At 37.3% G+C, this 25,627-nt stretch carries 19 protein-coding genes, 21 tRNA genes and 3 rRNA genes; 37 read left to right on the top strand and 6 right to left on the bottom strand.

Annotation, left to right across the window (positions count from 1 at the left end; all coding sequences use genetic code 11):
- Positions 1-42 precede the first annotated feature (42 nt).
- Positions 43-2,046, bottom strand: a complete 2,004-nt coding sequence (locus tag ACQW5G_RS01595) for an ATP-dependent Clp protease ATP-binding subunit (RefSeq protein ID WP_429971340.1) — start codon at positions 2,044-2,046, stop codon at positions 43-45.
- Positions 2,047-2,202: 156 nt separating this feature from the next.
- Here ACQW5G_RS01595 and ACQW5G_RS01590 point away from each other — a divergent pair, with 156 nt between their 5' ends.
- The 30 genes from ACQW5G_RS01590 (at position 2,203) to ACQW5G_RS01445 (ending at position 15,428) form a co-directional block, all read left to right on the top strand.
- A complete protein-coding gene (locus tag ACQW5G_RS01590) occupies positions 2,203-2,397 on the top strand; it encodes a hypothetical protein (protein ID WP_429971339.1) in 195 nt (64 codons plus the stop codon).
- 101 nt (positions 2,398-2,498) lie between these two features.
- Positions 2,499-2,765, top strand: coding sequence for a phosphocarrier protein HPr (locus ACQW5G_RS01585; RefSeq protein WP_395319107.1), 267 nt, complete (start codon positions 2,499-2,501; stop codon positions 2,763-2,765).
- Between the two features lie 123 nt (positions 2,766-2,888).
- Complete coding sequence (locus ACQW5G_RS01580; protein ID WP_429971338.1) at positions 2,889-4,067, top strand: glycosyltransferase family 4 protein; 1,179 nt, start codon at positions 2,889-2,891, stop codon at positions 4,065-4,067.
- Between the two features lie 3 nt (positions 4,068-4,070).
- Positions 4,071-5,126 (top strand): glycosyltransferase family 4 protein, encoded by a 1,056-nt coding sequence (locus ACQW5G_RS01575; protein WP_429971861.1) that lies wholly within the window; start codon positions 4,071-4,073, stop codon positions 5,124-5,126.
- Complete coding sequence (locus tag ACQW5G_RS01570; protein WP_429971337.1) at positions 5,110-6,123, top strand: lysylphosphatidylglycerol synthase transmembrane domain-containing protein; 1,014 nt, start codon at positions 5,110-5,112, stop codon at positions 6,121-6,123. The genes ACQW5G_RS01575 and ACQW5G_RS01570 overlap by 17 nt, the downstream gene beginning before the upstream one ends.
- Before the next feature lie 25 nt (positions 6,124-6,148).
- Positions 6,149-8,212, top strand: a complete 2,064-nt coding sequence (locus ACQW5G_RS01565) for an LTA synthase family protein (RefSeq protein WP_429971336.1) — start codon at positions 6,149-6,151, stop codon at positions 8,210-8,212.
- Between the two features lie 343 nt (positions 8,213-8,555).
- A 16S ribosomal RNA gene (locus ACQW5G_RS01560) occupies positions 8,556-10,132 on the top strand.
- Between the two features lie 95 nt (positions 10,133-10,227).
- Positions 10,228-10,302: transfer RNA gene (locus ACQW5G_RS01555), tRNA-Ile, on the top strand.
- 27 nt (positions 10,303-10,329) lie between these two features.
- Positions 10,330-10,402, top strand: a tRNA-Ala gene (locus tag ACQW5G_RS01550).
- Positions 10,403-10,574: 172 nt separating this feature from the next.
- Positions 10,575-13,491: ribosomal RNA gene (locus ACQW5G_RS01545) — 23S ribosomal RNA — on the top strand.
- An 84-nt stretch (positions 13,492-13,575) separates the two neighbouring features.
- Positions 13,576-13,692 (top strand): 5S ribosomal RNA (gene rrf, locus ACQW5G_RS01540).
- Together the 16S, 23S and 5S rRNA genes with 21 tRNA genes alongside form the textbook arrangement of a ribosomal RNA operon.
- A 7-nt stretch (positions 13,693-13,699) precedes the next feature.
- Positions 13,700-13,772: transfer RNA gene (locus tag ACQW5G_RS01535), tRNA-Val, on the top strand.
- 2 nt (positions 13,773-13,774) lie between these two features.
- Positions 13,775-13,847: transfer RNA gene (locus ACQW5G_RS01530), tRNA-Lys, on the top strand.
- Between the two features lie 33 nt (positions 13,848-13,880).
- Positions 13,881-13,953: transfer RNA gene (locus tag ACQW5G_RS01525), tRNA-Thr, on the top strand.
- Between the two features lie 5 nt (positions 13,954-13,958).
- A tRNA-Gly gene (locus ACQW5G_RS01520) sits at positions 13,959-14,030 on the top strand.
- Positions 14,031-14,035: 5 nt separating this feature from the next.
- Positions 14,036-14,121 (top strand) — tRNA-Leu (locus tag ACQW5G_RS01515).
- 8 nt (positions 14,122-14,129) lie between these two features.
- Positions 14,130-14,203: transfer RNA gene (locus ACQW5G_RS01510), tRNA-Arg, on the top strand.
- 8 nt (positions 14,204-14,211) lie between these two features.
- Positions 14,212-14,285 (top strand) — tRNA-Pro (locus ACQW5G_RS01505).
- A 32-nt stretch (positions 14,286-14,317) separates the two neighbouring features.
- Positions 14,318-14,391, top strand: a tRNA-Met gene (locus ACQW5G_RS01500).
- A 19-nt stretch (positions 14,392-14,410) separates the two neighbouring features.
- Positions 14,411-14,484 (top strand) — tRNA-Ile (locus tag ACQW5G_RS01495).
- Between the two features lie 71 nt (positions 14,485-14,555).
- Positions 14,556-14,645 (top strand) — tRNA-Ser (locus tag ACQW5G_RS01490).
- A gap of 7 nt (positions 14,646-14,652) precedes the next feature.
- Positions 14,653-14,726, top strand: a tRNA-Met gene (locus tag ACQW5G_RS01485).
- A gap of 4 nt (positions 14,727-14,730) precedes the next feature.
- A tRNA-Asp gene (locus ACQW5G_RS01480) sits at positions 14,731-14,805 on the top strand.
- Between the two features lie 9 nt (positions 14,806-14,814).
- Positions 14,815-14,887, top strand: a tRNA-Phe gene (locus tag ACQW5G_RS01475).
- A gap of 32 nt (positions 14,888-14,919) precedes the next feature.
- Positions 14,920-14,990: transfer RNA gene (locus ACQW5G_RS01470), tRNA-Gly, on the top strand.
- A 6-nt stretch (positions 14,991-14,996) separates the two neighbouring features.
- Positions 14,997-15,071 (top strand) — tRNA-Ile (locus tag ACQW5G_RS01465).
- 6 nt (positions 15,072-15,077) lie between these two features.
- Positions 15,078-15,165: transfer RNA gene (locus ACQW5G_RS01460), tRNA-Ser, on the top strand.
- Between the two features lie 20 nt (positions 15,166-15,185).
- Positions 15,186-15,257 (top strand) — tRNA-Glu (locus tag ACQW5G_RS01455).
- Positions 15,258-15,275: 18 nt separating this feature from the next.
- A tRNA-Met gene (locus ACQW5G_RS01450) sits at positions 15,276-15,349 on the top strand.
- 4 nt (positions 15,350-15,353) lie between these two features.
- Positions 15,354-15,428: transfer RNA gene (locus ACQW5G_RS01445), tRNA-Asp, on the top strand.
- A 94-nt stretch (positions 15,429-15,522) separates the two neighbouring features.
- Here ACQW5G_RS01445 and ACQW5G_RS01440 read toward each other — a convergent pair.
- Positions 15,523-16,023 carry a hypothetical protein gene (locus ACQW5G_RS01440; protein WP_429971335.1) on the bottom strand — a complete coding sequence of 167 codons (501 nt, stop codon included), beginning with the start codon at positions 16,021-16,023 and terminating at the stop codon, positions 15,523-15,525.
- A gap of 87 nt (positions 16,024-16,110) precedes the next feature.
- Here ACQW5G_RS01440 and ACQW5G_RS01435 point away from each other — a divergent pair, with 87 nt between their 5' ends.
- Genes ACQW5G_RS01435 through pepF form a run of 4 tightly spaced genes read left to right on the top strand, consistent with a single transcriptional unit; the run spans position 16,111 to position 20,468 of the window.
- Positions 16,111-16,854, top strand: coding sequence for an MBL fold metallo-hydrolase (locus tag ACQW5G_RS01435; RefSeq protein ID WP_429971334.1), 744 nt, complete (start codon positions 16,111-16,113; stop codon positions 16,852-16,854).
- Positions 16,855-16,864: 10 nt separating this feature from the next.
- Positions 16,865-17,560 carry an adaptor protein MecA gene (locus ACQW5G_RS01430; protein WP_429971333.1) on the top strand — a complete coding sequence of 232 codons (696 nt, stop codon included), beginning with the start codon at positions 16,865-16,867 and terminating at the stop codon, positions 17,558-17,560.
- 51 nt (positions 17,561-17,611) lie between these two features.
- Positions 17,612-18,679 carry a competence protein CoiA gene (locus tag ACQW5G_RS01425; RefSeq protein ID WP_429971332.1) on the top strand — a complete coding sequence of 356 codons (1,068 nt, stop codon included), beginning with the start codon at positions 17,612-17,614 and terminating at the stop codon, positions 18,677-18,679.
- Positions 18,669-20,468 carry an oligoendopeptidase F gene (gene pepF, locus ACQW5G_RS01420; protein ID WP_429971331.1) on the top strand — a complete coding sequence of 600 codons (1,800 nt, stop codon included), beginning with the start codon at positions 18,669-18,671 and terminating at the stop codon, positions 20,466-20,468. Before ACQW5G_RS01425 ends, pepF begins: the two co-directional genes overlap by 11 nt.
- A 35-nt stretch (positions 20,469-20,503) precedes the next feature.
- Here pepF and ACQW5G_RS01415 read toward each other — a convergent pair whose 3' ends face one another.
- Entirely contained in the window at positions 20,504-21,073 is a 570-nt protein-coding gene (locus tag ACQW5G_RS01415) for a DsbA family protein (protein WP_429971330.1), read from the bottom strand.
- A gap of 162 nt (positions 21,074-21,235) precedes the next feature.
- Between ACQW5G_RS01415 and ACQW5G_RS01410 the strand changes: the two genes are divergently transcribed.
- From ACQW5G_RS01410 to ACQW5G_RS01400, 3 genes are read left to right on the top strand one after another with little or no spacing between them, the layout of a single operon-like run.
- Complete coding sequence (locus ACQW5G_RS01410; RefSeq protein WP_429971329.1) at positions 21,236-21,859, top strand: GTP pyrophosphokinase; 624 nt, start codon at positions 21,236-21,238, stop codon at positions 21,857-21,859.
- A gap of 3 nt (positions 21,860-21,862) precedes the next feature.
- A complete protein-coding gene (locus ACQW5G_RS01405; RefSeq protein ID WP_429971328.1) occupies positions 21,863-22,672 on the top strand; it encodes an NAD kinase in 810 nt (269 codons plus the stop codon).
- Positions 22,665-23,549: an RluA family pseudouridine synthase gene (locus ACQW5G_RS01400; RefSeq protein WP_429971327.1), complete on the top strand. Its 885-nt coding sequence runs from the start codon at positions 22,665-22,667 to the stop codon at positions 23,547-23,549. Before ACQW5G_RS01405 ends, ACQW5G_RS01400 begins: the two co-directional genes overlap by 8 nt.
- 31 nt (positions 23,550-23,580) lie before the next feature.
- On the opposite strand, the gene ACQW5G_RS01395 is transcribed toward ACQW5G_RS01400, so the two are convergent.
- The 3 genes from ACQW5G_RS01395 to ACQW5G_RS01385 form a co-directional block, all read right to left on the bottom strand.
- Positions 23,581-24,168, bottom strand: coding sequence for a copper homeostasis protein CutC (locus ACQW5G_RS01395; RefSeq protein ID WP_429971326.1), 588 nt, complete (start codon positions 24,166-24,168; stop codon positions 23,581-23,583).
- A 62-nt stretch (positions 24,169-24,230) separates the two neighbouring features.
- Positions 24,231-25,385 carry a tyrosine-type recombinase/integrase gene (locus ACQW5G_RS01390; protein ID WP_429971325.1) on the bottom strand — a complete coding sequence of 385 codons (1,155 nt, stop codon included), beginning with the start codon at positions 25,383-25,385 and terminating at the stop codon, positions 24,231-24,233.
- Positions 25,372-25,578 (bottom strand): hypothetical protein, encoded by a 207-nt coding sequence (locus ACQW5G_RS01385; RefSeq protein ID WP_429971324.1) that lies wholly within the window; start codon positions 25,576-25,578, stop codon positions 25,372-25,374. The genes ACQW5G_RS01390 and ACQW5G_RS01385 overlap by 14 nt, the downstream gene beginning before the upstream one ends.
- Positions 25,579-25,627: the final 49 nt, after the last annotated feature.

Here is a 25,627-nt window from a genome sequence, read left to right as displayed (position 1 = left end):
AAAAGAGCTACTTACTGAAAATATCAGTAAGTAGCTCTTTAATTATTTTGCGCTAATTTTAATGTTTTTATCTTTATCTAAAGTAGCATTCAAATGTTTAACTTTAGGATTATCTAAAAGATAACCAGCAATTTGATCTTCAAGTTGTTCTTGGATGACACGACGCAATGGACGTGCTCCCATAGCAGGGTTATATCCCAATTCAACTAATCGATCAGTAACATCATCAGCAACTTTAACACTTAAGTCATTATCAGCTAAAGTCTTATTCATATCGTCTAACATAAGTCCGACAATTTGATGAAGTTCAGCTTTATCTAGTGAATTAAATTCGATAATATCATCAAAACGATTTAAAAATTCAGGTTTAAAGTAAGCACCAAGTTTCCCCAATACTGAACGGGTACTTCCACTGGCCTCAGCTCCAAATCCAACGTTTGCACCAGTGTTTGCACCGGCGTTACTAGTCATGATGATTACAGTATCCTTGAATGACACTGTGCGACCTTGTGAATCAGTTAGACGACCATCATCTAACACTTGCAAGAAAGCATGAAGCACATCGGGATGTGCTTTTTCTACTTCATCTAGCAAAATTAGACTGTATGGGTGACGACGAACTTTTTCAGTTAATTGGCCAGCTTCATCATAACCAACGTAACCAGGAGCAGCTCCAATTAATTTTGCAATTGATTGGGGTTCACGATATTCTGACATATCGAAACGAATAATAGAATCTTTTGAACCGAAGAGTTGTTCAGCTAGTTGTTTTGCAAGTTCAGTTTTACCAACTCCAGTAGGGCCAACAAATAGGAATGATCCAATTGGACGTCCTGATTTGTTAAAACCAACTCGATTACGTTGAATGGCCTTTGCCACCTTATCAACGGCCTTATCTTGACCAATCACATGTTTTTCAAGGTTAGTGTTAAGGTTTTTGAGCTGATTCTTTTCTTGATCTTCTAGGTTAGCAACTGGAATACTAGTAATTTCTTCCACAACTTGTTGCATATCTTTAACCGTAACAGTGTTATTTTTGGTCTTTTCTTGGGATAAGTTAGCCCGTTGTCGATCAAGTTGTTTTTCACGATCACGGTAGTAAGCAGCAGTTTCGTAATCTTCTTTATTTAAAGCAGATTCCTTTTGCTTCTCAGCATCCGCAATTTCCTTATCAATGGTTTTAGGATCAATAATATTTAAAGTTAAATTCTTACGTGATCCGGTTTCATCCATTAAATCAATGGCCTTATCAGGTAAGAAACGATCATTGATATAACGATTTGAAAGATTTACCGCTGCTGCAAGCGCATCATCAGTGTAATGCACCATGTGGTAATCTTCATAATTTTTTTGAAGACCCTTTAAAATCTTAGTAGCTTGTTCAGTAGAGGGTTCTTCAACCATAATTGGTTGGAAACGACGTGCTAAAGCAGAATCTTTTTCAATATCACGATATTCTTTAAGGGTAGTTGATCCAATAAGTTGGAAATCACCACGGGCAAGGGCAGGTTTTAAAACGTTTCCTGCATCTAGTCCACCTTCAGAATTACCGGCACCCATAATTTCATGAATTTCATCAATGAAAAGGATGAGATTCTTATCAGCTTTAACTTCTTTGATAAGTTCTTGCATCTTCTTTTCAAATTGTCCACGAATACCAGTACCTTGAATCATTGAAACCATATCAATTTGAATAATTTTTTTATTACGTAATTTTTGAGGGACAGTTCCATCAGCAATCTTTTGTGCTAATCCTTCCACAATGGCTGTTTTACCAACCCCAGCTTCACCGATTAGAACTGGATTGTTTTTAGAACGGCGATTTAAAACTTCAATTGCACGAGCGGTTTGTTTTTCTCGACCAATCATGGGATCAAGTTTACCTTGGCGTGCAAGTTTAGTTAAATCAGTTCCGTATTGAGCAATAATACTGTTATTTTTTCCATTATTATTTGGAGTTTTAGTACCACTCATATTACCAGTTTGCATTGAGCGCAATAGATCATCTAAGTTTCCGAATCCATAAGCTCCTTGTTGTCCATCCATCTGCAAAACCTCCTCATAGTTTTGTTTGACCTTTATTGACTATTCGAGATTAAGTATACTCTCAAATTATCTGGTTTCAAGTAAAGCGACTGGTAAATAAAATTTAGTAATATATGGTAGAATTAAGAAGAAAACGTTTTCAACTGGAGGTCTTTTTTGGATAAAAAAAAATCAGATTATACGGAGTTATTAAATCAACTTCGTGATGGTAAAATCAGTGAACTTACGATCACACCAGATGAATTTTTCATTTTCCAACAGGCGTTTATGGATTATGAGACCCGTAAACGAATTATTGGAACCGCTGGTGATAAGGGAATTGTGGTTTATCATTACGATAATGATAATTAATTCTTAAAATCACAAATTACAAGTCGCAAAAACTTGTATTTTAAATAAGTTATTGGTAATCTTAAAGTATAAATATGGTCAATAAAAGGAGTGCGTTTATTATGGAAAAACGTCAATTCAAAATCACAGCAGAAACCGGTATTCACGCTCGTCCTGCTACTTTTTTAGTTCAAACTGCAAGTAAATTTAACGCAAACATTACATTAGAATACGAAGACAAAACTGTTAACCTTAAGTCAATTATGGGTGTTATGTCACTCGGAGTTGGTCAAAATGCAGTAATTACTATTACTGCTGAAGGTGATGATGCAAAAGAAGCACTTGATGCTATTGCACAAACCATGAAAGATGAAGGTTTAATCGATTAATCTTTGAAGTTTAAAAAGAGTTGCCTCGGCAGCTCTTTTTCTTTATCTTCATAATTTGCAAAGTGATTTTTAAACCCATATAATTACACTTGTTTAGCTCAAATTGAAAGGATGAATATTAACTTGAATATTGGATTATTTACAGATACATACTTTCCCCAAGTTAGTGGGGTAGCTACCTCAATCAAGACCCTCAAAGATGAGTTAGAACGACGTGGTAATAATGTTTATATTTTTACGACCACTGATCCAAATGCCAAAGCCACTAAGGAAGATGATATTTATCGTTTTTCTAGCATTCCGTTTATATCATTTACCGAACGCCGAATTGCTGTGCGAGGCCTTTTCCAAGCAACTCAAATTGCAAAGAAATTAAATTTGGATATTGTTCATACTCAAACTGAATTTTCGATGGGAATGATTGGCAAATTCGTAGCCAAAAATTTGAATATTCCTTGTATTCATACCTATCACACAATGTACGAAGATTATCTTCATTATGTGGCTAACGGTCATTTGCTAAAACCAATCCACGTTAAAGAAGGAACACTTTACTTTTGCCACCATTTAAATGGAATTGTGGCACCTAGTAAACGGGTTCTTGATAAATTAACTGGGTATGGGGTTAAAAGTCCAATTCGAATTATTCCAACTGGAATTAATGTAGCCCATTATGAAGAACAGAGTGATAAAGATTTACGTAAAGAACTTGGTATCTCAGAAACAGCTCCTGTGATGTTGTCAGTTAGTCGGTTAGCTTATGAAAAGAATATTTCTGAATTAATTGATGCATTTCCGAGAATTTTAGCAAAGGTTCCAACTACTAAATTAGTGATTGTGGGGCAAGGACCGGCTGAAGATGATCTACATCAACAAGTAAAAGATTTAAATTTATCAGATTCAGTAATTTTTACTGGTGAAATTGATAATGATGATGTTAATCAGTACTATCGGATGGCAAATGTCTTTGTTTCAACGTCTGAGTCAGAATCACAAGGATTAACGTACATTGAGGCCATGGCTGCTGGAACAAAGGTAGTAGTGGCAACCAGTCCATATACGGATGGATTAGTTAATGACAAATCATTAGGAATGACCTTTAATTCAGAAAATGAATTTATAGATGATGTAGTAATGTATCTTGAACATCCTGATCAATATCCTAATAATGAAGAATTGCGAAAACAAAAACTCCATGATATTTCAGCGGTTTATTTTGTGGATCGAATTCTAGATTTTTACGATGATGCATTAAACAACTATGATACAACGTCGTTTGATGAAGATGATGATGAGGGGTAAATGATGTTAAAAATTGATATGTTCTCTACTGCCGATAAGGTTAAAGGACAAGGCGTAGGAAGTGCCTATACAGAATTAGTCAGATTGCTAAAAGAAAAGTTTCCAAAGCAATTAGATATTGAAATTAACCAATATAACCAAACTGATTTAAGTCACTATCATACGATTAATCCTACTTTCTATTTATCGACTTTTTCGAAAAAAAGAGGACGCAAAATTGGATATGTTCACTTTTTACCAGAAACCCTGGATGAGAGTTTGAATATTCCAACTCCATTTCGCCAACTTTTTTATAAATATGTAATTGCCTTTTATAGAAGAATGGATGAAATTGTGGTAGTTAATCCTACTTTTATTCCCAAATTAGAAAAGTATGGGATAAATAAAGACCAGATTACTTATATTCCTAACTTTGTTAGCAAAAATGAATTTCATACGGTAACTCCTGCACAAAAATGTACATTAAGAAAAAAATATAACTATGCTGAACATAAATTTACGATTGTTTGCACTGGACAGGTCCAAACCCGTAAAGGAGTATTAGACTTTGCTAAGTTAGCCCGGCAAAATCCTAATTTTCAATTTATTTGGGTCGGTGGCTTTTCGTTTGGAGCAATGACAGCTGGATATGAGCAACTTAAGAAACTAGTGGATAATCCACCAGCAAATTTAAGTTTCCCAGGCATTGTTGATCGAAATAAATTAGTTGATTATTATGATATGGCGGATGTTTTCTTGCTCCCATCATTTAATGAACTGTTTCCCATGTCAGTGTTAGAAGCATTTTCTTGTGGTATTCCGGTAGTTCTTCGTGATCTTGATTTATACAAAAAAATCATTGGTGGGTATTACGTACCTGCTGAGGATGAACCAGAAATGGATATAGTTCTCAAAAAATTGGCTCAAGATCCAGAACTTTTGCAAAAGTATGCAGAAAAATCGAATGAGGCATCTGCCTATTATTCAGAGGATCATTTAGCTGAGATTTGGTATAAGTTCTATACTGAACAAGCTAAGATTGGCCGTGAGAAGGGACAAATTCATGTCGAAAAAAAATAAGCTCTCTCTATTGCTAGTCATTGCAATTGGATTACTTATTTCTTGGTATGCAGTTCGAGATATTGAATTCTCAGTTTTGATTCATGATATTACGAAAATTAATCCTTGGTGGCTCTTAGTGGCCGGCGGATGTATCATTTCGTATTTATTTTTTGAAACTGTGATTACATATTTGTTGGTCCACAATAGCAATCCCCGATTTACTTTTCATGATGCGATTCGGGTGCCGCTGGTCGAACAACTATTCAATGGAATTACCCCATTTTCATCTGGTGGACAGCCAGCCCAGCTATTGGTGCTGATGCAGTCCGGTGTCGATGCTGGAAAGGCAACATCTGCACTATTAATGAAATTCGTGGTTTACCAAGTTATGATTGTTCTTAATTTTGTGATTAGTTTAATCATTGGATTTGAATTTTTAATCGATAAGGTGCATGCATTGGCGTGGTTTGTGCTTTTTGGATTTTTGATTCATTTAGTCGTAATTGTTGGGTTATTGATGATTATGTACTGGCATAAATTTACGAAAAAAGTAATCAACATCATGATTAAACCATTAAAGTGGTTTGTTAGTGATGAAAAGTACCATACGTGGTCTGTGATTCTTAACGAAAAAATAGATTCATTTTACGCTGAAAGTGTTAAAATCGGTCATCAGTGGAAGTTATTAGTTAAAGTCTTTATTTTGACTTTTTTCCAATTGCTTTTCTACTATATGATTCCGTATTTTGTAATGCGTTCGTTAGGATGCAATACAGCAAATATTATTATGGTTACTAGCTTGAACATTTTAATTTTCTTAGTAATATCGATGTTTCCAATTCCCGGTGGTGCCGGTGGGGCAGAGTATAGCTTCGAAATGCTCTTTAAGAGTTACATGCATAGTAGCAGTAAGCTCGCAGTCGCAATGATCTTATGGCGTATTTTAACTTATTATGTTGGAATCGTATTAGGATTACTCGCATTGCTAGAAAAACCAAGTAAAAATAAAAAATAAGTTACATCATTTGGAGGAAAAGGGAATGTCTAATGTCTTAAAGCGCATTCGCAATGTTTTTAATACAACTTTAGGTTTCTTTCTATTAGTTGTGGTATTGTTCTGTCTTAAAACCTATATCGCTTATCGTACTGATTTCACACTCGGGGTATCCGGAGGAGTGCAAAACTTTCTATTAGCGGTAAATCCGATTCCATCAGCATTATTACTTTTTGGAATTGCTTTGTACTTTAGGGGTAAATTATCATACTGGTTGATGTTAATCATTGATTTCCTACAATCAACCTGGTTATTTGCTAATATTTTGTACTATCGTGAATTTTCTGATTTCCTTTCAATGGGAATTATTAAAGGAACTGGTGATGTTCAAAATAACTTAGGAAAAAGTTTAGCCCAAATTCTACGTCCTGGTGATTTTATTGCCTATGCAGATATTGTAATTTTAATTTTGCTATTGCTATTTAAAGTAATCAAAATTGATAAAAAACCATTCAAGAAAATTTATGCATTGAGTATTACTGTACTTTCACTTGTATTGATGTTTGCTGAATATAGTATGGCCAATGCAGATCGTTCAGGATTACTAACAAGAACTTTTGACAATAACTATATTGTTAAGTATTTAGGATTGAATGAATATGCTGCATTCAATATCCATCAATATCAACAAGAAAGCGCTACTCGTGCCAACGCTAAACCTTCAGATTTGAAGAGCGTTGAGAAGTTTATCAATAAGAATCAAGTTAGTCCCAATGTTCAATACTTCGGTAAAGAAAAGGGAAAGAATGTTTTCATTATTCATCTAGAAAGTTTCCAACAATTCTTAATTGATTATAAAGTTGATGGGAAAGAAGTAACTCCTAACATTAACAAGTTCTACCATAATCAACATACAATTGCGTTTGATAATTTCTATCATCAAGTAGCTCAAGGTAAAACTTCTGATGCTGAAATGATGTTGGAAAATTCATTGTATGGTCTACCACAAGGATCAGCGATGGTAAGTTACGGTGCGCAAAATACATTCCAAGCAGCTCCATCTATTTTGGATGAAGAAGATGGATATACCAGTGCAGCATTCCATGGAGACGTTCCAACTTTCTGGAACCGAAACAATACGTACAAGTCATGGGGATATGATTATTTCTTCAGTGATCAATACTACAAGACTCAACCTAATTACAATGTTGGTTATGGTATGAAGGATAAGATTTTCTTCAAACAAGCTATTCCATATATTCAACAATTACCACAACCATTCTATGCTAAGTTAATTACCTTAACTAACCATTACCCATATGAGTTAGATAAACAAAATACCGATTTCCCAGCAACTACTACTGGAGATCCAACGGTTGATCCATATGTACAAACAGCCCATTACCTTGATCAATCATTTGGAGAATTTGAAGACTACCTTCAAAAGAGTGGATTGGCTAAGAACAGTGTTGTTGTATTGTATGGTGATCATTATGGAATTTCTAATAACCATAGACCCGCAATTGCTAAACTGTTAGGTAAGAAGAGCGTAAATAAATATGATTTAGCCCAATTCCAAAAAGTACCATTTATGATTAATGGTGCCAACCTTGATGGACATGTTGATCATACTTATGGTGGTGAAATTGATGTCTTACCAACGTTGCTTCATTTATTAGGAGTTAAGAATAATAATATGATTCAATTTGGTCACGACTTATTAAGTAGCCAAAATCAACAAATTGTTCCATTCCGTAATGGAGATTTTGTATCTAAGCAATATACTAAGGTAGGGGGAACTGTTTACGATACAGCTACTGGTAAAGAAATCCATCCTGCAGGGGCCGAAAAGGACCGTATTAACCAAATTCAAGCTTATGTTGATGATTCTTTAGAGAACTCTGATAAAGTCGTATATGGAGACTTATTACGCTTCCATCACATGAAGAATTATAAAGATATTAAAAAGAAATCAATTAATTACAATAAAAAAGCTGCATTAAAACAACTAAAAGCTGAGGATAAAAAGAAAAAGACTGATTTGATTAGCCAAAACGGCGGGAAATCAACGGTTGACGACTTTAAAACTGATGCTCCAGAGCTTAAATAAACGAAAAAGATGCCAATTTGGCATCTTTTTTTATTTTTCTTAAAAAAGTTGTTGACGAATCCGGATCTACTTGGTAAGATTATATCTGTTGTTGAGGCGGTTGAGTCTTCTCCGACAAAGACTTTAAAAGTTTTTGTTGACAAGGAATTCTAAACGTTATACAATGATTAAGTCGTCAAATGATGAAAGTTGTTTGACTCTTGAAAGTAGATCTTTGAAAACTGAACAAGATTTTGATTACAATAAAGTGTAAGGATAATTTTTAAACTTAGTTTAGAAATTAAACAATTGCAATGTCAATTTGCGAAAAAGTAATAAATAAGAGCTAGTAAAGTTCTCATTCTAAAATGAGAGTTTGATCCTGGCTCAGGACGAACGTTGGCGGCGTGCCTAATACATGCAAGTCGAACGAAGTCGCCTAATTGAAATGAGATGCTTGCATCGATTTGATTTTAGATCCGACTGAGTGGCGAACTGGTGAGTAACACGTGGGTAACCTGCCCAGAAGAAGGGGATAACACCTGGAAACAGATGCTAATACCGTATAACAACAAGAACCGCATGGTTCTTGTTTGAAAGCTGGCCTTTGTGCTAGTGCTTCTGGATGGACCCGCGGCGTATTAGCTAGTTGGTGAGATAATAGCTCACCAAGGCGATGATACGTAGCAGACCTGAGAGGGTAATCTGCCACAATGGGACTGAGACACGGCCCATACTCCTACGGGAGGCAGCAGTAGGGAATCTTCCACAATGGACGAAAGTCTGATGGAGCAACGCCGCGTGAGTGAAGAAGGGTTTCGGCTCGTAAAACTCTGTTGTTAGAGAAGAACGGCTGTGAGAGTAACTGCTCACAGCGTGACGGTATCTAACCAGAAAGTCACGGCTAACTACGTGCCAGCAGCCGCGGTAATACGTAGGTGGCAAACGTTGTCCGGATTTATTGGGCGTAAAGGGAGCGCAGGCGGTTTATTAAGTCTGATGTGAAAGCCTTCGGCTTAACCGGAGAAGTGCATCGGAAACTGATAAACTTGAGTGCAGAAAAGGATAGTGGAACTTCATGTGTAGCGGTGAAATGCGTAGATATATGAAGGAACACCAGTGGCGAAGGCGGCTATCTGGTCTGTAACTGACGCTGAGGCTCGAAAGCATGGGTAGCAAACAGGATTAGATACCCTGGTAGTCCATGCCGTAAACGATGAATGCTAGGTGTTGGGAGGTTTCCGCCTCTCAGTGCCGCAGCTAACGCATTAAGCATTCCGCCTGGGGAGTACGACCGCAAGGTTGAAACTCAAAGGAATTGACGGGGACCCGCACAAGCGGTGGAGCATGTGGTTTAATTCGATGCTACGCGAAGAACCTTACCAGGACTTGACATCTTCTGCCAATCTAAGAGATTAGACGTTCCCTTCGGGGACAGAATGACAGGTGGTGCATGGTTGTCGTCAGCTCGTGTCGTGAGATGTTGGGTTAAGTCCCGCAACGAGCGCAACCCTTGTCTTTAGTTGCCAGCATTAAGTTGGGCACTCTAGAGAGACTGCCGGTGATAAACCGGAGGAAGGTGGGGACGACGTCAAATCATCATGCCCCTTATGTCCTGGGCTACACACGTGCTACAATGGGCGATACAACGAGTTGCGAAACCGCGAGGTCAAGCTAATCTCTTAAAGTCGTTCTCAGTTCGGATTGCAGTCTGCAACTCGACTGCATGAAGTTGGAATCGCTAGTAATCGTGGATCAGCATGCCACGGTGAATACGTTCCCGGGTCTTGTACACACCGCCCGTCACACCATGAGAGTTTGTAACACCCAAAGTCGGTTGGATAACCTTTTAGGAGTCCGCCGCCTAAGGTGGGACAGATGATTAGGGTGAAGTCGTAACAAGGTAGCCGTAGGAGAACCTGCGGCTGGATCACCTCCTTTCTAAGGAATAATTCGGAACCTTACATTAATCAAAATCTTATTCAGTTTTGAGAGTTTCTACTCTCTTAATTAAATATTCATAGTATTCGCTTTTTGGGCCTATAGCTCAGCTGGTTTAGAGCGCACGCCTGATAAGCGTGAGGTCGGTGGTTCGAGTCCACTTAGGCCCATACCGAAAAGTCGGTTTTGAATATTATGGGGAATTAGCTCAGCTGGGAGAGCACCTGCTTTGCAAGCAGGGGGTCAGCGGTTCGATCCCGCTATTCTCCATTGACACATTAGTGTCATTGATTTTGTTCTTTGAAAACTAGATAATATTATTTTCTGTAATAATTATATTTTTATATAATTGAACCGAGAAATAACCATTGTGTTATTTTTGAGTTTTTTAATTAGTTTTAATCGCTAAAACTCAATATAATTTATAATCCGTAGGATTATAGGTTAAGTTAATAAGGGCGCATGGTGAATGCCTTGGTACTAGGAGCCGATGAAGGACGCAACTAACTGCGATAAGCTTCGGGGAGCTGTACGTAAGCTTTGATCCGGAGATTTCCGAATGAGGAAACTCGACCAGTGTAATGGCTGGTCATTGCATAGTGAATACATAGCTATGCAAAGGCAGACGAGGGGAACTGAAACATCTAAGTACCCTCAGGAATATAAAGAAATTTCGATTCCCTAAGTAGCGGCGAGCGAACAGGGAATAGCCCAAACCGAACCCTTGTGGTTCGGGGTTGTAGGACTGAACATTTGAGTTACAAAAGTATTTGATAGTTGAATTAGCTGGGAAGCTAAGCCAAAGAGAGTGATAGCCTCGTAAGCGAAATCAAATACCCTCAGTTCAGGATCCTGAGTACGGCGACACACGTGAAACGTCGTCGGAATCTGGGAGGACCATCTCCCAAGGCTAAATACTACCTAGTGACCGATAGTGAACCAGTACCGTGAGGGAAAGGTGAAAAGCACCCCGGAAGGGGAGTGAAATAGTTCCTGCAACCATGTGCCTACAAGCAGTCAGAGTCCGTTAATGGATGATGGCGTGCCTTTTGTAGAATGAACCGGCGAGTTACAGTTGCATGCAAGGTTAAGCCGAAAAAGCGGAGCCGTAGCGAAAGCGAGTCTTAATAGGGCGTCTTAGTATGTTGCCGTAGACCCGAAACCAGGTGATCTACCCATGTCCAGGATGAAAGTGCGGTAATACGCACCGGAGGTCCGAACCCGTGTACGTTGAAAAGTGCTGGGATGAGGTGTGGGTAGCGGTGAAATTCCAAACGAACTTGGAGATAGCTGGTTCTCTCCGAAATAGCTTTAGGGCTAGCCTCGGAATAAGAATTATGGAGGTAGAGCCACTGTTTGAGCAAGGGGTCCATCTAGGATTACTAAGTTCAGATAAACTCCGAATACCATTGATTTATGTCCGGGAGTCAGACTATGAGTGATAAGATCCATAGTCGAAAGGGGAACAGCCCAGACCGTCAGTTAAGGTCCCTAAATATATGCTAAGTGGAAAAGGAAGTGGAGTTGCATAGACAACTAGGATGTTGGCTCAGAAGCAGCCACCATTTAAAGAGTGCGTAATAGCTCACTAGTCGAGTGATTCTGCGCCGAAAATTTACCGGGGCTAAGCATATTACCGAGACTGCGGACGCAACTTAGGTTGCGTGATAGGAGAGCGTTCTAAGGGCAATGAAGGTAGACCGTAAGGACTACTGGAGCGCTTAGAAGTGAGAATGCCGGTATGAGTAGCGAAAGATCAGTGAGAATCTGATCCACCGTATGACTAAGGTTTCCTGGGGAAGGCTCGTCCACCCAGGGTTAGTCGGGACCTAAGCCGAGGCTGAGAAGCGTAGGCGATGGATAACAGGTTGAGATTCCTGTACTAGTTAATTATGTTTGAACAACGGAGGGACGCAGTAGGCTAAGATATGCGCACTGTTGGATATGTGCGTTTAAATTGTAAGTCAGTTTGAGAGTCAAATGCTTTCAAGCGTGTTGACAAGCAATGATGAGGATCGAAATTTAAGTAGAGAAGTATCTGACGTCACACTGCCGAGAAAAGCTTCTAGTTAGTAATTAATTACCCGTACCGCAAACCGACACAGGTAGTCGAGGAGAGTATCCTCAGGTGAGCGAGAGAACTATCGTTAAGGAACTCGGCAAAATGACCCCGTAACTTCGGAAGAAGGGGTGCTGACCGCAAGGTCAGCCGCAGTGAAAAGACTCAAACGACTGTTTATCAAAAACACAGGTTTATGCAAAATCGTAAGATGAAGTATATGGGCTGACGCCTGCCCGGTGCTGGAAGGTTAAGTGGAAGTGTTAGCTTCGGCGAAGCACCGAAATGAAGCCCCAGTAAACGGCGGCCGTAACTATAACGGTCCTAAGGTAGCGAAATTCCTTGTCGGGTAAGTTCCGACCCGCACGAAAGGCGTAACGATTTGAGTACTGTCTCAACGATAGACTCGGTGAAATTAAGATACCTGTGAAGAAGCAGGTTACCCGCGACAGGACGGAAAGACCCCATGGAGCTTTACTGTAGCTTGATATTGGGTGTTTACATAACTTGTACAGGATAGGTAGGAGCCATAGAAGCCGGGACGCTAGTCTCGGTGGAGGCGTTAGTGGGATACTACCCTTGTTATGTGAACACTCTAACCCTGCGCACTTATCGTGCGCGGAGACAGTGTCTGGTTGGCAGTTTGACTGGGGCGGTCGCCTCCTAAATAGTAACGGAGGCGCTCAAAGGTTTGCTTAGAATGGTTGGAAATCATTCCTAAAGTGTAAAGGCAAAAGCAAGCTTGACTGCGAGACATACAGGTCGAGCAGGGACGAAAGTCGGACTTAGTGATCCGGTGGTACCGTATGGAAGGGCCATCGCTCAACGGATAAAAGCTACCCTGGGGATAACAGGCTTATCTCCCCCAAGAGTTCACATCGACGGGGAGGTTTGGCACCTCGATGTCGGCTCATCGCATCCTGGGGCTGTAGTTGGTCCCAAGGGTTGGGCTGTTCGCCCATTAAAGCGGTACGCGAGCTGGGTTCAGAACGTCGTGAGACAGTTCGGTCCCTATCCGTCGCGGGCGCAGGAAATTTGAGAGGAGCTGTCCCTAGTACGAGAGGACCGGGATGGACATACCGCTGGTGTATCAGTTGCGCCGCCAGGCGCATTGCTGAGTAGCTATGTATGGATGAGATAAACGCTGAAAGCATCTAAGTGTGAAACTCGCCTCAAGATGAAATTTCCCATTCCTATATGGAAGTAAGACCCCTGAAAGATGATCAGGTAGATAGGTTAGAAGTGGAAGCGTAGTGATACGTGAAGCGGACTAATACTAATCGGTCGAGGACTTAACCAAGTATTTATAAAATACAGTGGAATTAATCGGAAGAATATGATATTATCTAGTTTTGAGAGAACAAAGTTTTTTCTCAGAAATTAGTGTGGTGGCGATAGCCTGAAGGATACACCTGTTCCCATGTCGAACACAGAAGTTAAGCTTCAGCACGCCAAAAGTAGTTGGGGGATCGCCCCCTGCAAGGATAGGACGTTGCCACGCTATCAATGGAAGATTAGCTCAGCTGGGAGAGCACCTGCCTTACAAGCAGGGGGTCACAGGTTCGATCCCTGTATCTTCCATTGAGCCGTTAGCTCAGCCGGTAGAGCATCTGACTTTTAATCAGAGGGTCGGCAGTTCGAACCTGCCACGGCTCATTACAACTAAATATTTTTTTAGGCATAGTATATGCCGACTTAGCTCAGTTGGCAGAGCACCTGTCTTGTAAACAGGGGGTCGGAGGTTCGAATCCTCTAGTCGGCATTTATGCGGAAGTAGTTCAGTGGTAGAACGCCAGCTTGCCATGCTGGAGGTCGCGGGTTCGAATCCCGTCTTCCGCTTCTATGCCGGGGTGGCGGAATTGGCAGACGCACAGGACTTAAAATCCTGCGGTCAGTGATGACCGTACCGGTTCGATCCCGGTCCTCGGCATATTTTATGCACCTATAGCGCAATTGGATAGAGTGTCTGACTACGAATCAGAAGGTTGCAGGTTCGACTCCTGCTAGGTGCATTTTTCATCGGGAAGTAGCTCAGCTTGGTAGAGCACCTGGTTTGGGACCAGGGGGTCGCAGGTTCGAATCCTGTCTTCCCGATTAGGTAATTGATTTATCTTTTATCTATAGATCGCGGCGTAGCTCAGCTGGCTAGAGCGTCCGGTTCATACCCGGGAGGTCGGGGGTTCGATCCCCTCTACCGCGATTAGGTACATGGTTCTTTTGGATCTTTAGCTCAGTTGGTTAGAGCTGACGGCTCATAACCGTCCGGTCCTAGGTTCGAGTCCTAGAAGATCCATATTAAGCTTTAAAAAGTTTAAATTACCTATTGCAACAACTTGTTTCACATGATACAATAGTATCTGTTATGGAGGATTACCCAAGTCTGGCTGAAGGGAACGGTCTTGAAAACCGTCAGGCGAGTCAAATCGCGCGAGAGTTCGAATCTCTCATCCTCCTTTATTATCGCGGGGTAGAGCAGTCTGGCAGCTCGTCGGGCTCATAACCCGGAGGTCGTTGGTTCAAATCCAGCCCCCGCAATTTTGGTCCGTTGGTCCAGTCGGTTTAAGACGCCTGCCTGTCACGCAGGAGATCACGAGTTCGAGTCTCGTACGGACCGCTTTAACTTGGCTCTGTAGCTCAGTTGGTAGAGCAACGGATTGAAGCTCCGTGTGTCGGCAGTTCGATTCTGTCCAGCGCCATTGTTACATTAATTAAATATAGCATATTTTATGCGGGTGTAGTTTAGTGGTAAAACCATAGCCTTCCAAGCTATTGTCGCGAGTTCGATTCTCGTCACCCGCTTTAAATGGGCCTATAGCTCAGCTGGTTTAGAGCGCACGCCTGATAAGCGTGAGGTCGGTGGTTCGAGTCCACTTAGGCCCACTTCTTGGAGAAGTACTCAAGTGGCTGAAGAGGCGCCCCTGCTAAGGGTGTAGGTCGCGCAAGCGGCGCGAGAGTTCGAATCTCTCCTTCTCCGTTAAGTTCCATTTTTTATATGACCCGCTGGTCAAGTGGTTAAGACACTGCCCTTTCACGGCAGTAACATGGGTTCGAATCCCGTGCGGGTCATTTTTATAATAATATTATCGCGGGGTAGAGCAGTCTGGCAGCTCGTCGGGCTCATAACCCGGAGGTCGTTGGTTCAAATCCAGCCCCCGCAATTTTGGTCCGTTGGTCCAGTTGGTTCAAGACGCCTGCCTGTCACGCAGGAGATCACGAGTTCGAGTCTCGTACGGACCGTCCGAAAGCATATTAGAGAGATGAATTTATTCATCTCTTTTTTTGTATTCAAATATAAAAAAGATATCAGTATAATTTACTGATATCTGTCTTATTATTTTTCTACTCGTTCATAACCAGAGTTATGGTAATTAACTGAAAAATCATCCTTGAATTTATCAAAAGCCATAAAGTTATCACTATTATTGTTTTTCCATTGAAGGAAAGAATATTTGTCTTTCCAAAGGGTTAACAATACTTTTTTATCTGAATTTTCAGCAGATGTCATATAATAAGCGCTATACATTCCTTCTGGATGCTTGATATCAGTCATAAAGTTGCTGACAGTTGCATTTAATACTTTGCGACGTTGGGCATCAGGGGTTACTTCTACATAGTCTATGTAATGATTCCAATCATCTATTCCAGTATGTGAGACAACGTTGTAAACAACTGGAGTGGCAAAAATGGATTCTTTTCCAGAATAGTCAACCAATTGTAGTCCAGTGGCATTATCGGATGGGGAAAATAATGCTAGGTTACGATCCGGATATTTTGCTGCAATTTTATCTAAAATATCTTTAGAACCAAATGTTACAGAAATTTGTTTAATCATAATAGTTACTCCATTCATTTTATTTACATTAAGTTTAGAATAAAGTAGTCTAAGTTAAAAGAAATATGTATTAGAAGGTGTGTATTAATGAAATTAACAGTATTAGGATACTATGGTGGATTTCCATATCAGAACATAGGTACAAGTGGATATTTGATTCAATCTGGTGATTTTAATTTGCTACTTGATTGTGGGAGTGGTGTGTTAATGTCACTTGAAAATCAATTAGATCCATTGCAATTAAATGCAGTTGTTTTATCCCATTACCATGCTGATCATATTGCCGATGTAGGCGTTTTACAATATTACTGGCAATTACACGTAAAACGTTATAAAACGTCTGTATTACCAATTTATGGGCATACTTTGGACAGTATAAACTTTGATAAGCTTGATTGGCCAGATTCAACTAAAAAAATGGTATTTGAAGAAGGTAAAACTAGTAAAATAGGTCCATTTGAATTATCATTTACCAAAACTGTTCATCCTGTTCCTGCCTTTGCCATTCGAATTAGAGAAATAGAGACTGATAAAACAATTGTTTATACTGCTGATTCACGTTATTTTAGTGGATTAACTGATTTTTCTAAGCATGCGGATTTATTAATTGCTGATACTAATTTTTTCAGTGCTAAAACAGGTCCAATTTGGCATATGACTTCAACAGAAGTGGGAACTTTAGCTAATGATGCCAATGTTAAAGAATTAATGATTAGCCATTTACCACAAGCAGATAATTTAAATGAATTAAAACAAGAAACCGAAGCAGCTGCTGGAAAAAATGTAAAAGTTATTTTACCCGCAGTTGGTGAGAAAATTGAAATAAGTTAAGAGGGATTAAATGAAATACGAAAGATCTAATGAAAATACGATTAAGGTTTGGGTAACATCCCAAGATTTAAAAGAACGCAATATTAATCTGTTAGATCTGATGGAAGATAAAAGTAAAGTACAAAACTTTTTTTACTCAATTCTAGAAGAAGTTGATGATAACCATGATTTTCAAAATAATGATTTGGTCTCATTTCAAATTATGCCTGAGTCAGACGGTTTCCAAATGATTATTAGTAAAGATAATGATGTCGTTTCAAAACTAACAGAGGCAAATGTCAATTTTATGAACGAAGATACTAAAAATAAATTTGATGAAATTAAAGAGAAAAATCGTCCTATTGATGAATTTGATGAAAAAAACTTAGTACGAACCGTACCAGTTTATTTTGAAGATTTTGAAAAAGTAATCGATGCCATAAACAGTATTGAAAATGTGCCAGAATTACCGGGTATGCGAATTACATCTAGCTTGTATAAAGCCCAAAACAGTTATTATGTGATTTTTAAATTTTCATTGTTACCAGATGGAATTAATGCCGGGTATGAAGAAGTCAAAAATCGATTAAACTTAATTGATAATCAATTAGCTTTGATTTATGAATATGGTCATTTAAGTGCAATTCATGTTGATGAAATTGAAAAGAATACTAAATTGATTATTAAAGATTCTGCTATTAACACAATTAGAAATTATTTTAACTAAAGAAGACCAATTTTTATTGGTCTTTTTTCGTACCTTTGATAGGGTGAAAAAATGTTAATTGCGCTTGATAATAATAAAACGATTAATGCAGAAGATGCAGTCCGTCAACATCGATATCAATGTCCAATTTGTCATGAATTAGTTATTTTAAAGCAGGGTAACAAAATGGCTTCTCACTTTGCTCACCATGCTCATTCAGACTGTATTGGTAGTGAAAGTGAGTCTCAATTACATCTTTTAGGTAAACAAAAATTATTTAATGATTTATGCCTCATTTACTCACAGCTTAAATTAGAAGTATATTTGACAGATTTAAAACAACGCCCAGATTTGTTGAATGATCATTTAGCAATTGAATATCAATGCAGTCCCATTACTAACTTAAGATTGAAAGAACGCGTGAGGGGTTACCAGTCGAAACAAATAAAATCAATTTGGATTCTAGGAATGGATTATTTTAAGAAAAATTTGCATTCTTATTCCGTCTTAAGATTTATTCGCTACCGGCAAACGCTAGGTTATTATTTATTATTTTTAGATGCAAAAAATGAAATTTATTATTTAAAATATCGGATTGTTCAAATTAATCATCAAATTAGTTACGATCAACAAAGTTTTAAGTCATATCAAGCATTACTTAGTTTTATTAACTTTGAACAGCAAGGTAACTCTTCAATAACCAACTTAATTAAAATAACCGAATTAATTGAAACTAAAATCAGATGGCAAGATGCACAAATGCTTAAACTACAGTCATTGTGTTATGAACAGCATCACTTGATTACTGGATGTCCGTTAATTGTGCACTACCAAGAAAGACAGTCACCAGTATTAAATCGAAATTGGTTAGAGTGGAAAATCAAAATAATCTTATATTTAGAAACCAAACAGCAATGTAATTTAAATGAATTAGTTGATCTAATTGAACTTGATGATTATTTGTTTGTTGCAAAAATTAATCCAACAATGAGATTTGTAAAATTACTGATGGAGTTGGGATATCTTGAATTAAATTGTTCAAAAGTTAAGTTAGTCAAAAGTTTTAAATGGTATCGGGATACATATGATAAAATTGATGCAATTAAACAATTAGAAAAGAGGAGCGATTATGACTGTTAAAAGTATTCCAACTCGTGATCAAGTTCCCGAAAACTTGACGTGGGATTTGACATCAATTTTTAAAGATAATACAGCATTTAATGTTGAATTAGAATCGGTAAAAAAGTCTGTGCAACAAATTGGTAAGCTATCAGGGACTTTAGCTAATAGTGCGGATGATTTACTAAAGGTTGTAGAAGCGGTTTTGAATTTGAATCGCCGTTACGAAAAAATATATGTTTATTCACATTTGAATAACGACGTCGATACTTCAAATAATGAAGCCCAAGAGCGCATGGAACAAGTTGAAGCGTTAGGAACGAAATTAAGCGAAGCAACCGCCTGGTTTGATCCAGAAATTATTAATTTAGGTAAAGCTAAGATTGCTGAATATGTTGCTGAACAAAATCAACTTGAGGAATACAATCGTTTATTTGCGATGATTTTGAAAGATGAAGGACATGTTTTAAGTATTGAAGCCGAAAAATTACTTTCTGGAGCTTCAAATATTTTCAATGCTCCCGAAAAAATTTTCAGTATGATGGATAGTGCAGATTTTGTTTTCCCAGAAGTTAAAGATGATGAGGGCAAAACGGTTCGTTTATCAAATGGGATTTACAGTTTATTGCTTCAATCAACTAATCAGGAAACTCGGCGAGAAGCCTTCCAAAAATTCTATACGGTCTTTGAACAATTCAAACATACTTTAGCTGCGACATTGTCTTCTGAAGTTGCTGTGAATAATTATCAAGCACAAGTGCATCATTTTGCGAGTGCCCGTGAACAAGCGATGCATGAAAATGAAATTCCGGTGAGTGTTTTTGATACTTTAGTTAAAACGGTTAATGATAATTTAGATTTATTACATCGTTATGTTGCTTTACGTAAAAAAGTTTTGCAGTTAGACGAAATGCATATGTATGATATGTACGTACCATTGGCTAAAGAACCAGACGTTAAATATACGTTTGATGCTTCTAAGAAAATTATGTTGGATGCTCTTCAAGTGATGGGACCTGATTATATCAACCACGTGCAAGAAGAACTTGATAATCGTTGGGTTGATGTTGTGGAAAATAAGGGTAAACGTACCGGAGCATATTCATCAGGTGTTTATGATACTAATCCTTATATTTTGTTAAATTGGCAAGATAACATGGATAACTTATATACTTTGATTCATGAAACCGGTCATAGTATGCATAGCTACTATTCAAGCCATAACCAACCATACCAATACGGAGATTATTCAATTTTTGTAGCTGAAATTGCCTCAACCACTAATGAAAATATTTTGACGGATTACTTATTGGCCAATACTGATGATAAGGAAATGAAGAAATATATTCTTAGTCAATATTTAGAGGGCTTTAAAGGCACTATCTTCCGACAAACTCAATTTGCAGAATTTGAAAATTGGATTCACGAACAAGGCCAAGCTGGAAAATCCTTAACTGCGGATGTGATGAGTAAAAAATACAAAGAAATTAATGAACGTTATTATGGAAATGAAATCATTTCAGATCCAGAAATTGCCATTGAATGGTCACGAATTCCGCATTTTTACTATGATTTTTATGTTTATCAATATGCCACAGGATTTGGAGCAGCGACTACCTTGGCTGAAAAAATCAGTTCTGGTAATCAGTCATCAATTGATGCATATCTAAATTACTTGAAGTCAGGAAGTTCGGATACACCAATTAATATTATGAAACGTGCTGGAGTTGATATGACGAATAGCAAATATCTTGAAGATGCTTTTGCTAAGTTCAGTCAACGCATGGACGAATTGGAAGCATTAATCTAAAAAAATAGACTACCTTAATTAAGGTAGTCTATTTTTTATAGCACTCGTAAGTTAGGAGTTGCTTTGAATTTTTCAAGTGATTTGCGTTTTATAATATGATTAAAAATTTTAGTTAGTTGTGAGTAATCCACTTTTTCTACTAATAATCCATGACCATTAGATTGACAATCAAACATGACTAAGTTGCCATGATCATTGATTCCCATTTCTTGAACTAGTTCTCGGTCAGATTGAATGGTTTCCTTTAAAATAGGAGATAAACGATCTTCTTTGAACATTGATAGGTCTAATTTAACAGCAAGCGCGGCCTTATACACTAAATCGTCAGAATAAGCTTGATGCTCAACCAATGTTAATTCCTGGATTAATTGAAGGAAACGACGGCCTTTTTTACAACCTTGATATAAAGCTGCTTTATAATCGATAGTCATTTGATAGGGATTAAGATGATGTTGTTTGGCTTCGTTAATGGAACTGAGGCTGTTGAATGGAATATATCTAAGACAAACCTTACAGTTTAATTCGTCAGTGATTCTATTTACTTCTTTTTCAGCGGCTAAACATTTGGTACATGCTGGATCGACGAATAAATAAACTTCAATCATCAATTTCACTCCTATCATTAATTACTCATATACTTTTCATGTATAATATACATTACCAAATTTTCAGCAAATTTCAAAGATTTTGACTGATTTTTTCATAAATAACGTATTATTAAATGTGATATGATTAACCTATAATATTAGGCGAGATGAGGTGGTTTTATGATTAAAGATTGGAATTTACTGTTATTTCCTTATAATCAAGCCGCAAAGGAATGGAAAGTTAAATTACGTGGAATTCGGGAAGAGTTTCAATTAATGGATGAACACTCACCAATTGAGTTTGTTACAAGTCGAATTAAGGCAGTTGATAGTATTAAAGAAAAAATGGTTCGACGTAACATTGAACCAGATCGTTTAACCGAGGATATGGAAGATATTTGCGGATTACGAATCATGTGTCCTTTTTTAGATGATATCTATACGGTTGTTGATATTTTGCGGAAACGGAATGATATTGATATTTTAGAAGAACGTGACTACGTTAATAATGAGAAAAAGAGTGGTTATCGTTCATACCATATTGTTTTCAGATACCCATTAGAATTATTGGATGGGCAACACAATATTTTGGTAGAAATTCAAATTAGAACATTGGCGATGAATTTTTGGGCAACTTTGGAACATTCATTAAGTTATAAACATCCAGATACATTCCCTGAAAATGTACATAAACGATTACAAGAAGCTTCAGAAACCGCTTTTAAACTAGATGAAGATATGTCAGAAATTAGACAGGAATTAATTGAAGACGCAAAGAAGAAACAAAATCAAGAAGGTGAATAGCAGATGAGAATTGCAATTTATGGAAATGATAATCCAACTTCAAGTAAAGTAGCCGCAGAACTTTCAAAACTCGTTAATGAATCTAAAGTATTAGAGTTAGATGAATTAAATCCAGAAGTAGTTATCTCAGTTGGAGGAGATGGAACATTACTGTCAGCATTCCATCATTATGATGATTTAACTGAAAAAGTTCGCTTTGTCGGAATTCATACTGGTCACTTGGGTTTCTACACCGATTGGCGGGATAACGAAGTCCAACAATTAGTTGAAAGTCTTGAGCATGATAATGGACAAAGTGTTAGTTATCCATTGTTAGATATTGAAGTTAATTATTCTGATGCTGGCCAACCAGACTATATGGTGGCTTTAAATGAATCAACCATCAAAAAATTGTTTGGCACTATGGTAGCCAAGGTTTATATCAAAGATAAGTTATTTGAAAACTTCCGTGGTGATGGATTATGTATTTCCACACCAACTGGATCAACTGCCTATAACAAATCAGTTGGTGGTGCGATTATCTCACCAAAATTTAATGCTGTTCAAATTGCTGAAATGGCCTCAATTAATAATCGGGTGTTCAGAACCATTGGATCACCAATTATTATTCCACCTACTGAATCAATGACAGTTGTGCCACAAGTTTCATTACACAATGTTTTAACTTGTGATCAATTATTAGTAATGGATCGACCAATTAAATCAATTACGTATAAGATTTCTAAGCGACGAATTTATTTTGCTAAATACCGCCATACCCATTTCTGGGAACGAGTTAACAATTCATTTATTGGTGATAACTTAAATGATTAATTTTAACTGGGTCAATGAAAATGAAAGTCGGTTAAAGCTACGCACTTTTTTATTGAATAAAGGGGTCACCAGAACCTTACTAAAGCGGATTAAGTTTCATGGGGGTCGGACATTAGTCAATGGAGAGGATGTTTATACTAATCATATGTTGGAAAAAGGTGACCAAGTTGAAATTATGTTACCTCCTGAAGAACAAAATGAAGTTTTAAACGTTTCCCATTTACCAATTGATATTTTGTTTGAAAATGATAATTATTTGATCATTAATAAACCAGTTAATGTAGCGACTGTCCCATCTCATATTTATCCCAATGATACGATGGTTAATCGAGTGTTAGGCTATTACATCAAGCAAGATTATCCTAGTAAAACCATTCATGTGGTTAATCGCTTGGATCGGGGAACTAGTGGACCAGTCATTTTTGCAAAGAACGCCTTAGCCCATGCCATTTTGGATAAAGAATTTAAAAATCATCGAATTAAAAAGAGTTACATTGCGGGATTAGTGGGTCGAATTCCGTATCAACATGCTAGTATTATTTTGCCTATTGGACGGAAACCAGATTCATTTTTGGAACGGATGGTCATTGATGGTGGAAAGTACTGTGATACTGAATTTTGGAAATACAAAACAAGCGCAAACTTTTCTTTAGTCAAAATTAGATTGCATACGGGACGGACCCATCAAATTCGGGTTCATTTTTCAACGATTGGTTATCCATTAATTGGTGACTGGTTGTACGGACAAGAAACTGATGAACTGGATCATCAAGCTTTACACAGTTATGAATTAGCATTTTGGGATGCTTTGGATGACATGACCATTAAGGTTACCGCTCCAATTCCTAACTATTTTAATGATTTAATCAAAAAATGAGTAATTAGAAATTAATCTAATTACTCATTTTTTATTTATGGTTAATTACGATAAATGGTTTTAAGTTTTCTTCGACTTTTACTAATTCATCATTACCATTGGTTAATGGAATTAAACGAAGTGAAGCTTCTTTTACAAGTCGTTCATTTAATTCAGTTAAGTTCTTGCTAGTGATGATACCAGAAAAATCATGGTCAACTAACCAAGCAATGTTTTTATCCCAATCAGCTTTAGCAATATTATCAAAAGCCGGTGAGAAAAACATTTCCATTCCGTCAGATGCACCGATTAAAGTTTCCATTGCTTCAGAATCGATTTGATGGTCAGCAGTAGTTGCTCCAATCACAACTCCATCAGCACCAAGTTCTTGGCATTGAAACAAGTCATCTTCCATCAATTTAATTTCAGAATCGTTAAAGACGCTGGTATCTGGGTTAGCATTTACAAAAACATCCAAACTAACTTGATGTTCATGTGTATATCTTACTGATGCGGCGATTAAGCCACGACTAGGTGTCATTGTATTATTTGCAAGTGCAACACGCACTTTGGTTTGTTTCGTGGCTGCCGGAACATCACGAAAACAATTTACTAATGGTTCTACGTAACTTGTTTGCATTTCTTCCTTATCTCCTATATCAAGGCATTCATAAGACTTGAAAAAACAAAGTCCCATAAAAGTTACCATAAATCGTTAAATTTTTCAGCTAAATTGATATTTTCGTCTGGATTTGCTTCTGAATATATTTTTAATGTTATATCAGGCGAAGCATGTCCAAGTGATTTTGAAACCTCTGTGACAGGGACGCCAGAATTCAATAAAAAACTAGCATACATATGTCTAAAGTAGTGAGCGGTAAAATGACCAATTAAATAATCTAATCCTGCTCGTTTCAAAATAACACGTAATGACGTTGAAACCATTTCAGCATGAATTGGATTGTTATTTCTACTATACAACACAAGTGTATCATCATTTAACTTAATTCTTTCATGTGAAAGACGTTTTCCCATTTCAATCTTATATTTTTTGAACAAATTGGTAAGATTTTCAGAAATATAAACTGTTCTATAACTATTGATAGTTTTTGGGCTTCTTATTCCGTATTTGTCACGTGTTTTGTTAATTGATATTTTTTTATTATCAAAATCAATATCACCCCATGTGATTGCACAAAGTTCGCCACGTCGTATACCAGTTTGCTCTAATGTGTAATATATCAATTGTAATAGTAACGATTCTTTTTCTAACTGTTGATTGAATTGTTTAAGCTCAGACTTTGACATGATTCTTTTTTTAATAATTTTAGTATCAGGAATTTTAATTCTTTTAATTGGATTCCTATCTAAAAAACCATCTTCAATAGCAGCATTCATGATTACTGAAAATGCAAGATTAACACCGCGTATTGTTGCCTTAGTGAAGTTTTTTTCTACTAATGGATTAATTACCCTATCTATATAAAGAACCCGTGTAAGATCATTTAATTTAATATTTCCAATAGTGGGGTAGATGTGGAGTTTTAATATTTTTTCAGACTGAGCAAAACTGGATTCTTTTAAAGTATTTTTTCTACTTTTGTTAAATGCTTCAGAAAATTGCTTAATAGTTAAATTTTTATTTTTAACTAAATCAGAATTATTTTCAGCAATATAAGTTTGATCATTTAAAGATGCACGGTAAGCATTCATTTCTGTATCAAAGCCACGTTTTTGTGATTCACGTCGCTTGTGGAACGAGTCATAGTAGGTAATTCTATATCCAAATTTGGTTGATTTTTTTGTTTTATAAGAAAATACTGATGCATGACGTTTAGAATATTTAAGCCTTGCCATTTTTATCCATAGCCTCACGCTTTTTTCTGAGGTTCTTTAGTACTTTATACATTGTTTCTTGATCCTTTTTAGAAATAGGTTTTCCTATAACTCTAATACTTTTATCTCCATTTAAATAAAAGTAGGGAACGTCATCTGCAATAACTGCATCTTCTGGGACTACTTGCATACAAAAATCGGGAATATTATTCATTATTGTTACCGCCTTTCAAAATTATGAACGTATGTTCTTTAATATTTAA

The sequence above is a fragment of the Fructilactobacillus sp. Tb1 genome (genome assembly GCF_050500285.1).
Taxonomy (GTDB): Bacteria; Bacillota; Bacilli; order Lactobacillales; family Lactobacillaceae; genus Fructilactobacillus.
Note: the sequence above shows the minus strand (reverse complement) of the source record. Positions and strands in the feature narration are given on the sequence as shown.

Excerpts from the sequence above, each read along its gene's own strand:
- ACQW5G_RS01595 (WP_429971340.1), bottom strand. The coding sequence starts at position 2,046 with ATGGATGGACAACAAGGAGCTTATGGATTCGGAAACTTAGATGATCTA.
- ACQW5G_RS01585 (WP_395319107.1), top strand. The coding sequence starts at position 2,499 with ATGGAAAAACGTCAATTCAAAATCACAGCAGAAACCGGTATTCACGCT.
- ACQW5G_RS01575 (WP_429971861.1), top strand. The coding sequence starts at position 4,071 with ATGTTAAAAATTGATATGTTCTCTACTGCCGATAAGGTTAAAGGACAA.
- ACQW5G_RS01570 (WP_429971337.1), top strand. The coding sequence starts at position 5,110 with ATGTCGAAAAAAAATAAGCTCTCTCTATTGCTAGTCATTGCAATTGGA.
- ACQW5G_RS01565 (WP_429971336.1), top strand. The coding sequence starts at position 6,149 with ATGTCTAATGTCTTAAAGCGCATTCGCAATGTTTTTAATACAACTTTA.
- ACQW5G_RS01440 (WP_429971335.1), bottom strand. The coding sequence starts at position 16,023 with ATGATTAAACAAATTTCTGTAACATTTGGTTCTAAAGATATTTTAGAT.
- ACQW5G_RS01435 (WP_429971334.1), top strand. The coding sequence starts at position 16,111 with ATGAAATTAACAGTATTAGGATACTATGGTGGATTTCCATATCAGAAC.
- ACQW5G_RS01430 (WP_429971333.1), top strand. The coding sequence starts at position 16,865 with ATGAAATACGAAAGATCTAATGAAAATACGATTAAGGTTTGGGTAACA.
- ACQW5G_RS01425 (WP_429971332.1), top strand. The coding sequence starts at position 17,612 with ATGTTAATTGCGCTTGATAATAATAAAACGATTAATGCAGAAGATGCA.
- pepF (WP_429971331.1), top strand. The coding sequence starts at position 18,669 with ATGACTGTTAAAAGTATTCCAACTCGTGATCAAGTTCCCGAAAACTTG.
- ACQW5G_RS01415 (WP_429971330.1), bottom strand. The coding sequence starts at position 21,073 with ATGATTGAAGTTTATTTATTCGTCGATCCAGCATGTACCAAATGTTTA.
- ACQW5G_RS01410 (WP_429971329.1), top strand. The coding sequence starts at position 21,236 with ATGATTAAAGATTGGAATTTACTGTTATTTCCTTATAATCAAGCCGCA.
- ACQW5G_RS01405 (WP_429971328.1), top strand. The coding sequence starts at position 21,863 with ATGAGAATTGCAATTTATGGAAATGATAATCCAACTTCAAGTAAAGTA.
- ACQW5G_RS01400 (WP_429971327.1), top strand. The coding sequence starts at position 22,665 with ATGATTAATTTTAACTGGGTCAATGAAAATGAAAGTCGGTTAAAGCTA.
- ACQW5G_RS01395 (WP_429971326.1), bottom strand. The coding sequence starts at position 24,168 with ATGCAAACAAGTTACGTAGAACCATTAGTAAATTGTTTTCGTGATGTT.
- ACQW5G_RS01390 (WP_429971325.1), bottom strand. The coding sequence starts at position 25,385 with ATGGCAAGGCTTAAATATTCTAAACGTCATGCATCAGTATTTTCTTAT.
- ACQW5G_RS01385 (WP_429971324.1), bottom strand. The coding sequence starts at position 25,578 with ATGAATAATATTCCCGATTTTTGTATGCAAGTAGTCCCAGAAGATGCA.